11 protein-coding genes and 1 pseudogene are annotated in these 14,359 nt (G+C 71.9%); 4 read left to right on the plus strand and 8 right to left on the minus strand.

The genetic code is table 11. From position 1 onward, the window contains the following. From IH13_RS43530 to eccE, 3 genes and pseudogenes are all read right to left on the minus strand, one after another. Window positions 1–1,263, minus strand: a 1,263-nt coding sequence (locus IH13_RS43530) for an SCO5717 family growth-regulating ATPase (protein ID WP_031087465.1), incomplete at its 3' end; no start/stop codon positions are given. A 316-nt stretch (window positions 1,264–1,579) separates the two neighbouring features. Then, a complete protein-coding gene (locus tag IH13_RS0123285; protein WP_031087466.1) occupies window positions 1,580–2,302 on the minus strand; it encodes a hypothetical protein in 723 nt (240 codons plus the stop codon). After that, a pseudogene (gene eccE / locus IH13_RS38220) lies at window positions 2,302–3,592 on the minus strand (type VII secretion protein EccE). Before eccE ends, IH13_RS0123285 begins: the two are co-directional and overlap by 1 nt. A gap of 224 nt (window positions 3,593–3,816) precedes the next feature. On the opposite strand from eccE, the gene eccB reads away from it, so the two are divergent. The 4 genes from eccB to IH13_RS0123310 all read left to right on the plus strand — a co-directional run bounded on the left by eccB (window position 3,817) and on the right by IH13_RS0123310 (window position 7,583). After that, window positions 3,817–5,349, plus strand: a complete 1,533-nt coding sequence (gene eccB / locus IH13_RS0123295) for a type VII secretion protein EccB (protein WP_031087468.1) — start codon at window positions 3,817–3,819, stop codon at window positions 5,347–5,349. A 52-nt stretch (window positions 5,350–5,401) separates the two neighbouring features. Beyond that, window positions 5,402–6,637, plus strand: coding sequence for a type VII secretion-associated serine protease mycosin (mycP, locus tag IH13_RS0123300; RefSeq protein WP_031087470.1), 1,236 nt, complete (start codon window positions 5,402–5,404; stop codon window positions 6,635–6,637). A gap of 226 nt (window positions 6,638–6,863) precedes the next feature. Continuing rightward, window positions 6,864–7,214 carry a hypothetical protein gene (locus tag IH13_RS0123305; protein ID WP_031087471.1) on the plus strand — a complete coding sequence of 117 codons (351 nt, stop codon included), beginning with the start codon at window positions 6,864–6,866 and terminating at the stop codon, window positions 7,212–7,214. 60 nt (window positions 7,215–7,274) lie between these two features. Further along, window positions 7,275–7,583, plus strand: a complete 309-nt coding sequence (locus IH13_RS0123310; RefSeq protein WP_031087473.1) for a WXG100 family type VII secretion target — start codon at window positions 7,275–7,277, stop codon at window positions 7,581–7,583. A 94-nt stretch (window positions 7,584–7,677) separates the two neighbouring features. Here the strand turns inward: IH13_RS0123310 and IH13_RS0123315 are convergent, their stop codons facing one another. The 5 genes from IH13_RS0123315 to eccCb all read right to left on the minus strand — a co-directional run. Beyond that, the gene (locus tag IH13_RS0123315; protein ID WP_014048676.1) at window positions 7,678–7,911 is read right to left on the minus strand and encodes a DUF397 domain-containing protein; all 234 of its coding nucleotides are present in this window, start codon (window positions 7,909–7,911) and stop codon (window positions 7,678–7,680) included. A gap of 1,127 nt (window positions 7,912–9,038) precedes the next feature. Then, entirely contained in the window at window positions 9,039–11,318 is a 2,280-nt protein-coding gene (locus tag IH13_RS0123325; protein ID WP_234433369.1) for a DUF6571 family protein, read from the minus strand. A 77-nt stretch (window positions 11,319–11,395) separates the two neighbouring features. Beyond that, window positions 11,396–11,953 carry a hypothetical protein gene (locus IH13_RS0123330; RefSeq protein ID WP_234433370.1) on the minus strand — a complete coding sequence of 186 codons (558 nt, stop codon included), beginning with the start codon at window positions 11,951–11,953 and terminating at the stop codon, window positions 11,396–11,398. A gap of 139 nt (window positions 11,954–12,092) precedes the next feature. Beyond that, complete coding sequence (locus IH13_RS0123335; RefSeq protein WP_031087479.1) at window positions 12,093–12,551, minus strand: hypothetical protein; 459 nt, start codon at window positions 12,549–12,551, stop codon at window positions 12,093–12,095. Window positions 12,552–12,692: 141 nt separating this feature from the next. Further along, window positions 12,693–14,359 (minus strand): type VII secretion protein EccCb (eccCb, locus tag IH13_RS0123340; RefSeq protein WP_031087481.1); only part of this gene is annotated, 1,667 nt, incomplete at its 5' end.

The raw sequence follows: 14,359 nt of genomic DNA on the forward strand, positions 1-14,359 counted from the left end.
GGGAAAGCCGTAACCGCCCTGCGGACCGTCGGGGGTGGCCGGCGGCGGCTGAGGTGCGCCCGGTGCGGGGTACGGCTGCTGCGGCTGCTGTAGGGGGAACCCGTAACCACCCTGCGGGGCATGGGGGTTCGGCGGGGCCGGAGGCTGGGGCGCGGGGGCGGCTCCGGGCGCGGGGGCCTGCGGGAACCCGTAACCGGCGGGCGCTCCGGCGCCGGACGCCGGCGCGGGAGGCTGGGCGGACGCGGGCCACTGCGGTGCCGGCTGCGGGGCGCCGGGCTGCGGCGCGGCGGGCTGGAAGGCGGGCGGCAGCGGCGGGAGGGCGCCCTGCGCGGGGGGAGCGGGCGGCCAGGGGGCCGGCGCGTTCGCCGGCGGGGAGTCCTGGGGGGTGTCGGCGGGCGGTGCGCCGGTGGCCGCCGGGGCCGTGGGCGCGGCCGGCGGTTGCGCCTGCGCCTCCTGTCCGGGCGTCGCGTCGGACGGGGCGCCGGGCTCCGCCGCGCCGCTCCCCTCCGCACCGGGCTCCGCCGGGTCCGTGTCCGCCGGGTCCGCGGTTGACGCGGTCCCGTCCGCCGTGTCCGCGTCCCGGATGGTGGTGTCCGGGGCGCTGGCGTCCGGGGCGGTGGCGCTCGCCTCCGTCGTCCCGCCGTGGTCCGCGGTGTCCGAGGACCCCTCGGGGACGGAGGCGTCCGGCGGGGCCGGGGTGTCGCCGGTCCCGGGGGCGGCTTCCGGAGCCTTTGAGGCGAGGTCCGCGGTCCCGGCTCCGGCCGCCGCCTGGCTCTCGGCGATCTCCCGCTTCAGGGCGGCCGGCGAGAACCGCATGGTCGCCCCGCTCTCCACGTCCCCGCCGCCGAACGGACCAGGGGCCTGCCGCTCGTCCGGCCCCTGAGGGCCCGCGCCCGCCGAGGCGGAGGAGACAGGACCGGGCGCGGAAGGCGAGGCGGGCGGTTCGGACGGGGTGGAGGCCGCGGACGGCGCGGACGCGGGCGGCGCCGGTTCGGACTCCGCCGGAGTGGCCGGCGGCCAGTTGGGCTGGAAACCGCCCCCGGCCGGGAGCCCCGGCACGGCCAGCGGCGGTCCCTGCGGCGGAGGCGGGGCCAGATGCGCCCCCGCGCCGCCGGACGAGTCCCCCGACGCGTTCTGCGTGTACCAGGCCGGCGGGGTGTAGTCGATGGTGAACTCACCCGTCATCTCGGCGGGCTCCGCGTCGGACGACTCGTCGACGGGTGTGTTCCATCCCCCGCGGATCTCGTCCCGATCGCCGTTCACTTTGCCTCCTGGTGTGGTCGAGCACCCTTGTGCCGTGGTGGGTGGGGGCGACCGTTCCCGTTGTCCGATCCGCCCGGCTCTCCCCCTTGCGACGCGCAGTGCCTGTCCGCAGGTTCCTCTGCCGCGCCCCACCCACCCTAATCGCCAAGGGCGGTGCCGAGGCAGGGCGTACCCCGGGGAAAGACCGTTCAGGAGGTCACGTACCGCCCACACCTGTCGCCCGGTGCGGGGCCCGGCGGCCCGAAGCGGACGAAAGCGCGGCCCGGGCGGCGCATCGCGGGACGATTCCGGCAACGCGCCCCAGCCGTCCGGCCACTCAGTCCATCCGGCGCGCGCCGCCCAGCAACCCGGTCTCGGCGTCCGTCGCCTGGGTCATCACGAACTGCCGGTCCCGGTCCGTACACCACAAGGTGACCCCGTCGGCGAGCGTGGACAGCGCCTGCGCCTCGGCGGCCGGCAGGTTCAGTATCCGCCCGATCTTCGCCGCCTCGTCCGGGGACACCCGCTGGATGCCCACCAGCGCGGACTTTGCCATCAACCGGGGGGCCACCGGGCTCAGATACGGCAGCAGGGTGACGACCGACTGCCAGGGTCCCGCCACCACCCGCCCGCGCGGCGGCCGCATGCCGCAGTCGCGCACGACGACCACCGGGGACCCGGCCGAGGCGCCCTGCGGCGGCACCCGCCCCACATCGTGCAGCGAGATGCACGGCTGCCCGCCGCCCGCCGCCTGGGCGAGGGCCGTCCAGGCCTGTGCGCGACCGGTCTCCACGGCGATCCGGGCACCCGTCGCCGCGGAGCGCAGCGCCAGCACCTGCGCGGTCCACAGACCGCCGATCAGCGTCACCTCGTACGGGGTGGGCCGGTTGATGCCCAGGACCGCCGGGCGCCCCTCGGCGTCCACCCCGACGACCGTGCCGTCGTCCCCCACCGGCAGCCCCAGCGAGCCCAGTTGGTCCAAGGAGACCGTGTGGCGGCCCCGGCGCGGTCCGATCAGACCGAAACCGAGCCGGGACCGCGGACGCGTCGTGGCGGACATCAGCGGGTACCCCCCAGCGGCAGTGTGGCGAGCACCCCGGGCAGCTGTTCGCGGTCCAGCCGCACCAGCGACGCCTTGACGCCGCGTGCCGTGCGCTCGAGTTCATGGCGGGCGGTGAGCAACTCCTCGTCGCTGCGCCCGGTGATGCGGACGTGCCCGGTGACCGAGACCGCCGAGCGGTCGCCGTGTCCCAGCGTCAGGCTGAACGTGGTGGCGAGCGCCGGGACGGAGGTGAGCAGCGCCACCAGTTGCGGCATCGACGCTCCTCCGTCGCCCAGGTGCGGCCACCGGCTCACCCAGTAGCTGGTGTGCCACCGGTCGTCGCAGCGCCACGTGCGCGAGGTCTCCTCGGTGCGCCGGCCCGGCGTCTCGGTCCGGCTCGCCTGTGTCATCGCCAGCGGGCTGACACAGGCCGAGGTCGCGATCGCCGAGGTGAGTTCCTGCTCGGTCAGCACCGTCGCGCGGAACCCGGCGCCGGTCAGCCGGCTCGCCAGCTGGTCCGCCGCCCGGACCGCGCACTTCTGCGCGCCCACGATCCCGCCGCCGCGCGCCGCCACCGCCTCGGGGCAGAGCTCCGGGTTCAGCTTCAGCGCGATCCAGGTGATGCGCAGCGCCGGCGCTCCCGTCTGCGCCTGCAGCGGCGCGTAGTTGCGGGCGGCCACCGACTGCTGCGGCAGATGCGGGGCGGGAGCGGGCTGGGTGTGCTGGACGACCTGTGCCGACTCCAGCCGGATCCCGTCGACATCCAGAGCGTCCCGTACGAGCGTCAGGGGCAGCGGGTGCGCCGAGCGGTCCGGCCGCAGGGCGGTCGCGTCCGACTCGACCTGGACGACCGCGGAGAGGTACGTGCCGTCCCCGATCATGCCGACCGGACGGCGGTCCCGGTCGCTGAACGCATAGGTGCGCAGGGCGGGTTCGCACTCCACGGCGGGGGCCAGACCCGGCTCGGTGCCGACGGGCGGACAGCTCCGGGAGCGACCGGCGGTGCCTGCGGACCACGGCGAGCACCACCAGGACCGCGGCGACGACACCGGCCGGCACCAGCAGCAGCGGCTCGATCACCCAGGCGGTCAGCAGCAGCGCGGCGGCGATTTCGACGAGTACGAGCTGTTGCAATCGGAACGGGCCGGTCTGTCCGGCGCGTCCGTCCGGCCGGGGCGCGGCCGTGGAGCCGGGGCCGGTACGCGCGGTGCGCGAGCCGCGACGGGAGCCTCGGGGGCCACCGGCCGCCGGGCCTCCGGAAGGCCGCGCGTCCCCGGCCGGACGTGTCCGCGTCGCGGAAGCCATCATTCCGGCATTCCCCCGTTCATAAGGCCCCAACTCAACCCGACCGCCCCGCTCCAGCCGGGGCTTCGGCGGCTGGATCACCCTACCCGCCCCACCGGTGCGCACGGTCAGCAGGCATAGTAGGGGGCCGGGTCCGGCGCCAGGGTCCGGCATCCCGTCCGGCTGCCGAGGACGGAGAGGCGTACGCTCCTGGGCCGCGCGGGGAGACACGGGAGACAGACACACTCATGGCATCACGGCGGGACGAGCTCAACGCGTACACCTTTGCGAAGAAGCGCACGGTGGCCGCATTCCTCCAACCCTCCTCCACGGGTACCGAGGAGGGCGCACCGCGCCCGCTGCGCGCCGTCGTCCCCAGCCTGATCGTCGGAGCCCTGGTCGTCGCCGGTTTCGGCGCCTGGGGCATGTTCAAGCCGTCCGCGCCCAACGACTGGGACAAGCCGGGCACCAAGGTGATCGTCGGCAAGCAGTCCACCACCCGGTACGTCGTGCTGACCACCGGCAAGGGCAAGGACAAGAAGACCCTCCTGCACCCCGTGCTCAACCTCGCGTCCGCCCGGCTGCTGCTGAACCCGCAGCAGTTCGGCGTGGTCCAGGTCGGCGACGACATCCTGGACGCGGGCAAGCCCCCGCGCGGGCCGATCCTCGGCATCCCGTACGCCCCCGACCGGCTCCCCGAGGAGAAGGACGCCGGTACCGCCAAGCGCTGGGCGGTCTGCGAACAGCCCGGCGGCAAGGGCAGCACCGTACAGAAGGCCGCCTTCGTCTTCGCCGCACGGGACGACAAGCTGACGGAGGGCAAGGGCCGGCTCGGCGGCGGCCAGGTGCTGTACGTCCAGGGCCAGGACAAGGTCCGCTACCTCGTCGACGCGGCCGGCACCAAGTACCGCATCGACGAGAGCGCCGCCGACGACGGGCACCTGACGAACGCCCCGCAGGCCGTCACCGACGACTGGCTGGCCACCCTGCACGACGGCAGCCCGGTGGTCTTCCCGCGGATCCCCGGCACGGTCGGCGCGCCCGCGCACGTCGAGGGGCAGCTCGACGACGAGGAGAACAAGGTCGGGATGGTCCTGCGGACCAAGACCGGTGAGGGCACGGCCTACTACGTCGTGCTGGAGGGCAAGGTCCAGCCGGTCTCCGAGTTCACCGCCTGGCTGCTGATCAACTCGCCGCAGACGGCCGGCCTCGACCTCGCCAGCGAGGCGCGCCCGGTCGGCCTCCAGGACTTCGTGCCCGATCCGCAGACCTTCGCCGGCCAGGCCGCCCACTGGCCGGACCGCAAGGCGGAACAGGTCAACTCCACCGGGGGCGACGGCAGTCGGGACACCGTGTGCAGCGTGCTCCGCAAGGTCGACGGCAAGGGCCGTACGACGCTGAGCACCTGGGCGGGCACCGCCTACCCCGCCGTCATCACCGCCGGCGGCACCAGTACCTACGTCACGCCCGGCAGCGGCCTGCTCTACACCCAGGTCCGGGGCGACCAGACGCAGCCGGACGGTTCGCTCTTCCTGGTGACCGACACGGGACTGCGGTACGCGGTCCAGGCGAACGGGGACAGCGACGCGGAGCGCTCCGACATCGGCGCCGGGGACACCGGCCGGCAGAGCCAGGACGGCAGGCCCGAGGCCAGCCAGGCGCAGACCCGCCTCGGCTACGAGAAGGTCACCCCCTCGCTCGTACCGATCGCCTGGTCCGAGTTCCTGTCCAAGGGGCCACGGCTCGACACCAACAGCGCACGCCAGCCCCAGACCTCCTGACGGCGGGGGCGGCCAGGAAGTGACGGACGCGGGACCCGGGGGAGAGGGACACATGTTGGACCGGAAGACGGCCGCGCTGACGGCGGCCACCGCCGCCCTGGCCGCGCTCGTCGCGCCGCACACCGCGTACGCGTACGCCGCCGAGGGGCCGGACCGGACGGCGGAGGCGGGCCTCGACGGCAGCGGCGAGTGCACCTTCCCGATGAAGGAGCAGTTCGCGGGCCGCCCGTGGCCGCTCCAGCGCGTCATGCTGGACGAACTCTGGCAGGACACCAAGGGCAAGGGGGTCCGGGTCGCGGTCATCGACACCGGCGTGGACAACACCAACCCGCAGCTCAAGGGTGCCGTCGACACCTCCGCCGGACGCAATCTCCTCAAGGGCGGCAAGAGCGACGGCACCGGTGACGAGGTCGGTCACGGCACCAAGGTGGCCGGCATCATCGCGGCCCGCCCCCGCGAGGGCACCGGGTTCGTCGGACTGGCCCCCGAGGCCACGATCATCCCGATCCGGCAGAACGACGAGAAGAACAGCGGCAAGGACACCACCATGGCCACCGCGATCGACCACGCGATCGCCGAGGGGGCCAGGGTCATCAACATCTCCCAGGACACCACCAAGCCGCTCACCGAGGACTCCGACCTGGGCAGGGCGGTCGCCCGGGCGCTCGCCAAGGACATCGTCGTGGTGGCGTCCGCGGGCAACGACGGCATGGACGGCAAGCTCAGGCAGACCTACCCCGCCGCCTTCCCCGGGGTGCTCGCCGTCGCCTCCTCCGACCGCAACAACGAGCGCGCCGCCTTCTCCCAGGCCGGCGAGTTCGTCGGCGTCGCGGCGCCCGGTGTGGACATCGTCTCCACCGTCCCCGGCAACGGCCAGTGCACCGACAACGGCACGAGCTTCTCCGCGCCGTACGTCGCCGGGGTCGCGGCCCTCCTCGTCGCCAAGTACCCCGACTGGAAGGCCCACGAGATCGTCGCCCGGATCGAGCAGACCGCGGAGCGCTCCGTCAACGGGCACGACGCGTTCGTCGGCTGGGGCGTCGTCGACCCGGTACGGGCGCTGGCCGGCGACAAGGACGACGTCCCGTTGCAGGCCCCCAGTCCGGATCCCGCACCGCCGAAGGCACCGGCGCCCGAACCCGCCTACCTGGCGATGTCGGAGACCCCCCAGGAACGCAGCGAGCGGTACGCCACCTACGCCGTGGCCCTGGCGGCCGTCCTGGTGTGCGTCGTCGCCGGTACCGCGACGGTCGTCCGGGATGTCCGGCGTCGGCGCGGTCCGCGGTGAATGTGCCGTCCGGTGAGGTGCCCCTCTTCACCGGAAGTCCGGTTGGGTGGAGCTGATGATGTGACTAGGGTGGTAGGGACTTCACGTGTGTGACGGGGGAACGAGAAGTGGCCGAGTCCGGTTCCGGCGTGCGCGAGCACGGCCGGACGCTTCTAAGAACCCGTGCATCCACCAGCCTGTCCGCGACCCGCGGACGGCTCCGGGAACTGAGAGATAGGACCTCCGGATGAGTGACACCGGTTCGGGTTTCGGACTTGCCGACGATCCGATCGTCCAGGCGAAGAACAAGATCGTCCTGACCGCCGAGGCGGTCTCCAAGCAGTCGCGTGAACTGGCCGACATCATCGCCACCGTCAGCGCCGGCTGGACGGGCGTCGGCGCGTCCGGCTTCACGAAGGCACAGATCGCGCTCAACGAGGACCACGACGTGATCCGGCGGAAGCTGCAGATTCTGCTCAACGGTGTCAGCCAGACCAAGAATCTCAGCAACGCCAACGACGAGGAGGTCCGCGCCGCCTTCGCCGCCATCCAGCCGATGGCCGGCGGCGGCAACACCTCAGGGCTCAACAACCTCTGAGCCGCACCGTAGTACCCCTCACGCACACCGCAGTACGCCCGACACCGGAGGAGCAGACAGATGTCCGGAGACCCGAGTAGCACCAAGGTCAGGTACGAGTCGGTCCAGGAGATGGCGAACCGTCTCCGGGCGGTCTCACGCCAGATCTGCGCGGACCTCGACGAGATGGACAGCGCGATCAAGGTCGTGACCGACACCTGGGACGGTGTCGCCCACGGCCAGTACCTCAGCCTGCAGAGGGAGTACCACAACCGGGCCGACCACATGAAGCTGCAGCTCGACGGCATCGCGAAGATCATCGAGAACGGCAAGGACAGCTACCGCGCCACGGACCACAAGGCCTCCGGCCTGTTCACCGAGGCGTTCTGATCCGTCCGCACACACGGAAGAGGGGCACGCCCACCGGGCCGTGCCCCTCTTCCGTGTGGTCCGCCCGATTCAGGCCGGCCCTTTTCCCGTCCGCCTACTTCAGGTCGAACTCGCCGTCCCGCGCCCCGAGTACGAAGGCACGCCATTCGGCCTCCGTGTAGCGCAGCACGGTCTCCGGATCGAGCGAGGACCGCATCGCGACGGCCCCGCCCGGCAGATGGGCGATCTCCACCCGCTCCTCCGCCTCCTCGGTGCCGGGGGCGCTCAGCCACTCCACCCCCGAGATGTCGAGTGCGTACAGCTCGTCCTTCTCCTGCTGGGTGCCCATCAGACGCCTTTCTCTGCGGCGGCCGAACGCCACCGCCGGGTGTTCGTGCCTACGGCCTGGCCGTCGATTATTCCTGCTCGCCGGCACCGGGGTGACCGGAACCGGAGGACGGGGCGGGGGCCGCTCAGCCGCACGCCGCCGACGCGGGGAGGTGCTCGACGAGCAGCTTCCCCAGGGGTAGGACAGGTCGTCGAGCGCCACATACGTCTCCTGACCCCCGCAGGTGAGCCGTTGAACCCCGGTGCCCTGCAAGGAGGCCGCCAGTTCCGGGGTCTTCACGAAGCCGATCCTGGTGAACGGGCCGTCCTTGTCCCCCGCGAACGACAGATCGCAGAACCAGGCCGAGTCGAAGGAGCCGGACGTCTGCTCGCGCGCCTGGGCGCCGCCCGGACCCCGCAGGGCGGGCAGCGCGAAACCGGGAACCCCGCACACCTCGTCGAGGGCGGAGTCCCTGACCGCCGACGGCCGCAGCAGTGCTCCGTCCGGAGCGGAGGGAGCGGTCTCACCGCACCCGGACTGCCGGGACACCCCCTGGACCGCGGCGGAGAGCACCTGGGCGGTGCCGTCCAGGCCCTCGCGGTCCGACAGCGACAGCTGGACGGTCGGCCGTTCGCCAGTCTTCGTCCCGGGCGCCTCGGCCGTGCAACCCTCCGGGAGGAAGGCCCAGCCGCCCCAGCCGTCCACCGCTCCGGTGGTCGGACCGACGAGTACACCGGAGGCCCCCGACGCCTTCCACAGGGACGACTCGAACGGGAAGCGGGGCTTCTGCGACGTCACCGCGAGAGTCAGACGCCGTTTCTGACTCCACGGCCACCAGCCGCTCCGCTCCACCGTGCAGGTGGACGCCGAGTCCTGAGAAGCGGTGAGTCTCCCGCCCCCCGGCAGCGCCCGTCCGGCGTCGGCCGCCGCGATCCAGCCACCACAGAGCCGGTCAGGTCCGAAGACGTTGCCGCCGTATCCGACGAGCAGCCCGCCCACGACGACGAGTGCGGCTGCCGAAGCGGCGACGGCCCGGCCGACCATGGAGCGGGGGACAAGTGTGATCACGCCGGTGCGCTTTCTGTTCGGGATGACGGTGGACCGCCGATCCGGGGATGTGCGGGAGGGGCGTTTCGGCCCGGGCCGGGCTACTCCCATCCCAGGTTGACCGCCGCGTCACCGCGCGAGGACTCGTAGGACTGCTTGGCTTCGCGGCGCATGGCCCGCCACGCGTCCCAGTGGGGGTCCTTCGCCGTGTTCTCTTCGTCGTCGATGTCGATCCCGTGGTCCCGGGCCCACGCGTCGATCAGGTCGTAGGTGCCGGAGACGCCGCTTGCGTAGTGCTTCGAGTCCGCCTCCTGGGCGGCCGATTCCGCGGTGGCGGTGACCTCCTTGGACCACTCGTACGTCGCGGCGTCCACGAGCCGCTGAGCTGTGTCGCCGATCACCGGCAGCCCGGTGATCGGCGCGCCGCCGAGGTGGTATGCGTACCGCGCCACGTCGTTGACCGCTGCCACCTTCCCGTCCCGTTCGTCAAGAATGACATCGGAACCGATGGAGTTCATGGCCCCGTTGACCGCACCCAACTCGCTCGCCGGGTTCTTCCAGGACTCGAATCCCTCGCCTGCCGCTTCGGGGGCCTCGGACAACCGGTCCATGGCATAGAGGCGCTGGGTGTCCTGGAGAAGAGCGGCCGTCTGGTCGTCCGCGGAGACGCCTCGCATGACACGCATGAGACTGTCCTTGCCGACGGTGATTCCGGCGTCGTCCCCTGTCTGCCAGACGGCGCCGAGGCCGGCCGGACTCCCGTGCTTGGTGCCGATCTCCGCGAGGATGTAGTGGTTGTCCTCCGCGTAGTCGGCGATCGCCCGGCCGAGGTTCTTCTGCATGTTCCGGTGCACGGACTCCCCGTCGGCTCCGGCGTCCAGTGCCTCGATCGTGCCCTGCATGACCCGCGCCTGCGCGGCGGTGTGCGGGCCGGGTTCGCGGCCGGGCTCACCCTCCTGGGCGGGGAGATGTCCCGTAGCAGCCGACTCCAGGGCCAGCCCCAGTCCCATGTGGCTCGTCGGATCGTCGGTGACGACGGGCGCCATACCGGTGGACACGCGCAGCTTCGGCCACTCCCGGGTACCGTCACCGTGGCCCGCCAGATACGCCAGGTGGTCGTTGTCGACGTGATCAGCGCCGGAACCGTTGCCGTCCGGGTCGAAGAAGGCGGTCGCCGCGTCGGGGTTCTTGCTCATCACCCCGAGGAGACCGTCCAGCGGGTCCGTCTCGACGCCGTCCCTGAAGGCCCCCCACTGCTCGAAGTACTGCGGGGACTTCTCGTCCAGGGCGATGAGGTCCTCACCCATCTCGTACAGGAACTGGTCGTCGAACGGCTGGTCCGCGTGCTGCATCAGGCTGACGAGGGACTGGTAGCCGTAGAGCGGTTGGGCGCCACTGCCGAGGTTCTTGGTACCGGCCTCGTCGAGCTTGTCCGTCCACTCCCGGTAGAACTTCCCCTCGCCGCTCGCGACCCACTTCTTGAAGGCGGGCGATCCGGGCGGGGCGTCCCGCACGCTGCCGGGGACCTTCGTGGCGGTGGCCATCGTGTTGGCCAGCCCGCGCTGGATCTCCAGGTACTGGCTCTTGTGCTTCTTGTCCGAGTCGAAGGCCCGGTCGTTGAGCTTGGAGTTGACCTTCATGAGGCCCTCGGGCCCCAGCCCGTTCAGCAGCGTCTGGGAGAACGCCTTGTCGTGCCCGTTGTCGCGGACGGAACGCTGGAACTCCGCGATGTCCGCCGCGGAGACCTTGTCACCGTTGTTGATCCGGGTGGCGATCCCCTGCGTGTGGGCCGCCTCGTACTCCTCGATGTCGTCCAGCGGCTTGCCGTTAAAGCCGACACCGAACGTCTCGTCGTTCTTGTCGCCGGTGACACTGTCCACCGTGACGGCGTCCAGGGCTATCTTCACGCCCTGGTCGGCGTCGTCCACGGCCCTGACGCAGTCGGCCACCGCGTCCGACCAGGAGGTCACCGCCGTGCGGATGCTCGCGGCGTAGTCCGGGTCGTGACGCAGCGCGGCGCGTTCGCCCTCCGTGAGCTTGGTGTAGTCGTAGGTGACCACACCGCCCTCGGACACCTTCATCCCCGCCTTGACGGCCTCGGCGACCTTGCTCTCCAGGTTCTTCCGCAGCCGTACGAAGTCGGCGTGCGCGTCCCGCAGCAGCGAGGCTATGGCCTTGGCCTCGGCCTGCGCCGCCGTGTACTCGTACCGCGTCGCGGCGAAGTTGGTGTGTGCGCTGAAAGCGCTCCGCCCCTGCCAGGAGGGTCCGAGCGTGATGCTCTGGACGCTCTCCTTGTAGCGGTCCTCCACCTTCTTGATCTCCGCGGCCATGTCGTCCCATTTGCCTGCGGCAGTGGTCAGTTGGGACAGATCGATGGTCATGACCTCGTGATACGTGAGCATCTCTTCCCCGTTGGTTCGTCACTACCCGGCGCCGCGGCGGCGGCGCGTCCGTCCGGCTAACTGATCTGTTCGTACAGGGCCCGGCTCAGGGCGACCAGCCGCTCCTCGCCGAAGTGCGGCCCCTTTGTCCTGCCCAGCGTCAGCAGCAGCGCCGCGTGGCCCTCACCCTCCGGCTCGACCCGGACGGTGACGTAGTCACCGGTCGTACCCGGCACCGGGCTGCCCGGCTCGGCCTTCCCCGTCCTGCGGAAATACGGACCGAGCTCGTCCGGGTCCTGGTCGGACGCCGCCACGAGCGTGGGCGACAGCAGGGCCTCCGGCTGCGGCTTCTCTCCGGCGATGAGGTGGGCCTCCACCGACTGCCCGCCGACGTGGAACCAGCAGCTGACCAGTGCGCCGGGATTGAAGGCGAACGGCTCGTCCTTCTTCGCCTTGTAACCGTTCTCAGCGGTGACGACGGCCGGTTGGCTGTCCCCGGGCGCCGGTCCGGCGCCCGCCTCCTCCGTGATCTCCGCGGTGGACGCGGCCTTCGCGAAGTCGTACGGGAGCGGGCAGGTGTCGGAGCCGTAGGGGCCGACCTCGTCCGCCATCTCGGCCAGTCGCTCGACGCTCACGGGGACACCGTCGGCACCGGCCCCGTCGTCCGTGCTCCCCTGGCACCCGGCGAGCAACGCCACTGCCAGGACCGCCGCGCAGGCCGGCACGTGCCGGGTTCCGCTCGTCACACCTGTTCCCTTTCGTACGGACACGCGCCTACACGCCGTTGAGACCGGAGGCGTACGGCCCCGTCCGCGGTGTGAGGAGGGGCGAGAACTGCGCGTTGATGTCGAGTTCGTTGTTGTTGAAGTAGAGGTTCGCGCCGCGCAGCGCGTTCTTCTCCGAGGAGAGACGCCCCATCAGCACCTTGACCTGCTTGTCCCAGGTCTCCGTCACCTTCTTCAGCCCCGCTCCGGTGTCCCAGCCGTCGAACTCCTTGACCGCCGTGGCGGACGCCTCGTCCGCCCAGTCGGTGGCCTTCTTGGTGTTCGGCTCCAGCTCGTTCTCTATGGTGTTCGCCGCGGCCTTCTTCTCCGCCGGCGTCGACGCCAGGTCCGCCTGACCGCCGAGACCGGGGAGCGGCCCGTCGTCCGCGCCGTTCAGCCGCATGGACGTGCCCTGCTGCTGCTCCGCCGCCTGCGAGCGCAGCCGGCTCCATTCCTCGTCGAAGCCCATGAAATCCCCCGTATCGACGACATCGGCGCCCGGTCCTACCGACCCCGTGGCCCCGGGCCGGGCGCTCCGTGTAGGCCACATCGAGACAAGCTAATACACGGAGCGCCCACAGAGGAGGCCCGGGTGCGACCCGGTCACCCCTCAGCGCTGCTCGGGCAGCCGGCCCGTCTGCACCAGCGGCGTCCCGCGACGGCGGGAGGCGAAGTAACCGCGCCCCGGCGGCATCGCGTGGCCCCGGACCGGGCCGATCAGCTCGCCCTCGGACGGATCGCCCGCCAGCACCACGCCCTGCGCGCCCAGCTCCTTGATGCGCTGCATGAAGCCCTCGTACATCGCCCGGGACGCGCCCGCCGAGCTGCGCGCGATGATGAAGCGGACCCCGGTGTCCCGGGCGAACGGCAGGTACTCGGCGAGCGGGGCCAGCGGGTTGCCGGCGTTCGTCGCCACCAGGTCGTAGTCGTCCACGATGATGAAGATCTGCGGCCCCGACCACCAGCTGCGGTCCCGCAGCTGCTGCGGCGTCACGTCCGTCGGCGGCTGCCGCCGCGCGAAGACCCCGGCCAGCGCCTCCATGTGCATCTGCATCGAGCTCGCCATCGGCGCGTACTCCAGCAGGTGCGACTCCGGCAGCGCCCCCAACAACGCACGCCGGTAGTCGCCGACCACGAGCTTCGCCTCGTCGGGGGAGTAGCGCTCCGCGATCTGCTTGGCGATCAGCCGCAGCAGGTTGGTCTTGCCGGACTCGCTCTCCCCGAAGATCAGGAAGAACGGATCCGTCTCGAAGTCGACGAACACCGGCTCCAGCGAGGTCTCGTCGATGCCGAAGGCGATTCCCCGCTCCGGGAACTCGAACCCCTTGGGCAGCTGGTCCGCCGGGAGCTTGCGCGGCAGCAGCCGCACCGCGGGGGCCGGCGGGCCCGCCCAGTTCGACCGCACGGTGGCCACGAACGCGGCGGTCCCCTCCGACAGGTCGGATGCCTCGCTGACCGCGTCGATACGCGGCAGCGCCCCCATGAAGTGCAGCTTCTGCGGCACCTGCCCCCGGCCCGGTACCCCGGTCGGGACGTTCGCCGCGACCTTGCGGTCGAACTCCGAGTCCATGACGTCACCGAGCCGCAGCTCCAGCCGCCCCAGGACCTGGTCCTTCAGCTGCGCCCGTACCTCCATGTACCGGGCCGCGCTGATCACCACGTGGATGCCGTACCCGAGCCCCCGGGCGGCGATCTCGGTGACGACCTGCTCCAGGCCCTCGTACTCGGACCGGAAACCGCCCCAGCCGTCGATCACCAGGAACACGTCGCCCCACTCCTCACCGGGCAGCTCCCCCTGGGCGCGCTTGCGCCGGTAGGTGGCGACGGAGTCGATGGAGTGCGCGCGGAAGAACTCCTCGCGCCGGTTGAGCACACCGCCGACCTCGGCGACCGTCCGCCGCACCCGCTCCGGGTCCAGCCGGGACGCCATGCCGCCCACGTGCGGCAGGTCCGCCAGCGAGACGAGGCCGCCACCACCGAAGTCCAGGCCGTAGAACTGCACCTCCCGCGGGGTGTGGGTGAGGGCGAACGACGAGATCAGCGTCCGCAGCAGGGTCGACTTGCCGGACTGCGGGCCGCCCACCACCAGCATGTGACCGGCCGCCCCGGAGAAGTCGCGGTACAGCACCTCACGCCGCTGCTCGAACGGCTTGTCGATCAGACCGAGGGGGACCGTCAGACCGCCGGGACGGGTGTACTCGGTCGCCGTGAACCCGCGGTCCGCCGTCGGCGCGAGCCCCGGCAGCAACTGGTCCAGTGTCGGCGCCCGGTCCAGCG

The organism is Streptomyces sp. NRRL WC-3549 (assembly GCF_000721935.1).
Lineage (GTDB): Bacteria > Actinomycetota > Actinomycetes > Streptomycetales > Streptomycetaceae > Streptomyces.

Coding starts and splice junctions, on each gene's coding strand:
- IH13_RS0123285 (WP_031087466.1), bottom strand. CDS start 2,302: ATGTCCGCCACGACGCGTCCGCGGTCCCGGCTCGGTTTCGGTCTGATC.
- eccB (WP_031087468.1), top strand. CDS start 3,817: ATGGCATCACGGCGGGACGAGCTCAACGCGTACACCTTTGCGAAGAAG.
- mycP (WP_031087470.1), top strand. CDS start 5,402: ATGTTGGACCGGAAGACGGCCGCGCTGACGGCGGCCACCGCCGCCCTG.
- IH13_RS0123305 (WP_031087471.1), top strand. CDS start 6,864: ATGAGTGACACCGGTTCGGGTTTCGGACTTGCCGACGATCCGATCGTC.
- IH13_RS0123310 (WP_031087473.1), top strand. CDS start 7,275: ATGTCCGGAGACCCGAGTAGCACCAAGGTCAGGTACGAGTCGGTCCAG.
- IH13_RS0123315 (WP_014048676.1), bottom strand. CDS start 7,911: ATGGGCACCCAGCAGGAGAAGGACGAGCTGTACGCACTCGACATCTCG.
- IH13_RS0123325 (WP_234433369.1), bottom strand. CDS start 11,318: ATGACCATCGATCTGTCCCAACTGACCACTGCCGCAGGCAAATGGGAC.
- IH13_RS0123335 (WP_031087479.1), bottom strand. CDS start 12,551: ATGGGCTTCGACGAGGAATGGAGCCGGCTGCGCTCGCAGGCGGCGGAG.